Raw genomic sequence first — 1,087 nt, 5'->3', positions numbered from 1 at the left:
CGTCGGCGCCCTTGGTGTCGGCAACCCCGTCGCTCGTGTTGCCGTCGAGGGCATCGGTTCCGCCAACCAGCACATTGCCGGTGGCCGGGCCGAACAGGCCGGCTCCGATGCTGTCGATGTCGGCGACTGCCGTCGGCACGTCGTCGAYGATGTTGACGGACAGGGTGCCTGTGGCGTTCTGGCCGTCCTGGTCGGTGAGCGAGACGGCAAGGTTCTCGAACAGGCTGTTGATGCCGAGGCCCGTTGCGTGCGTCTCGTTGTCGAGCAGCGTGTAAGTGTAGCTGACGATGCCGGTCGCGGCATCATAGGCCGTCACGTTGAGTGTGTTGCCGAGCGCGGTGGTGAAGGCGCTGGCGGCGAACACGCCGTTGGTGATGAAGGCGTGGCCGTCGATGGTCAGCGAGGCGATGCCGTCGGGCGAGGAGATGGTGAAGGTGCCGCCCTGGGTGGTGCTTTCCTTCGAGGTGTCGGAGCCGGCCGATTCGCCAGCTCCACGGCTGGCCAAAAGGTCGGTAGGTGCCGTCGGCGGCCAGCGTCAGCTTGCCGTAGAGGCCCTGGATCTGGATGCCCAGCGTCGCGGTATTGTCGAGGGCGGCATTGGTGTCGCCGGCGACGACGCCGACCACGGTCGCGCCGTCGGCGCCCTTGGTGTCGGCAACCCCGTCGCTCGTGTTGCCGTCGAGGGCATCGGTTCCGCCAACCAGCACATTGCCGGTGGCCGGGCCGAACAGGCCGGCTCCGATGCTGTCGATGTCGGCGACYGCCGTCGGCACGTCRTCGACGATGTTGACGGACAGGGTGCCTGTGGCGTTCTGGCCGTCCTGGTCGGTGAGCGAGACGGCAAGGTTCTCGAACAGGCTGTTGGYGCCGAGGCCCGTTGCGTGCGTCTCGTTGTCGAGCAGCGTGTAGGTGTAGCTGACGATGCCGGTCGCGGCATCATAGGCCGTCACGTTGAGTGTGTTGCCGAGCGCGGTGGTGAAGGCGCTGGCGGCGAACACGCCGTTGGTGATGAAGGCGTGGCCGTCGATGGTCAGCGAGGCGATGCCGTCGGGCGAGGAGATGGTGAAGGTGCCGCCCTGGGTGGTGC

General features: G+C 67.2%; 2 protein-coding genes. Both read right to left on the bottom strand.

Annotated features, from left to right (window positions below):
* Window positions 1-364 (bottom strand): hypothetical protein (locus AC1DYJ_RS31810; RefSeq protein ID WP_477426401.1); only part of this gene is annotated, 364 nt, incomplete at its 3' end.
* Window positions 303-1,087, bottom strand: a 785-nt coding sequence (locus AC1DYJ_RS31805) for a hypothetical protein (protein ID WP_477426399.1), incomplete at its 5' end; no start/stop codon positions are given. The genes AC1DYJ_RS31805 and AC1DYJ_RS31810, both read right to left, overlap by 62 nt.

Source organism: Mesorhizobium sp. P2_B11, from assembly GCF_056404855.1.
This window is presented reverse-complemented; position numbering and strand designations above follow the sequence as displayed.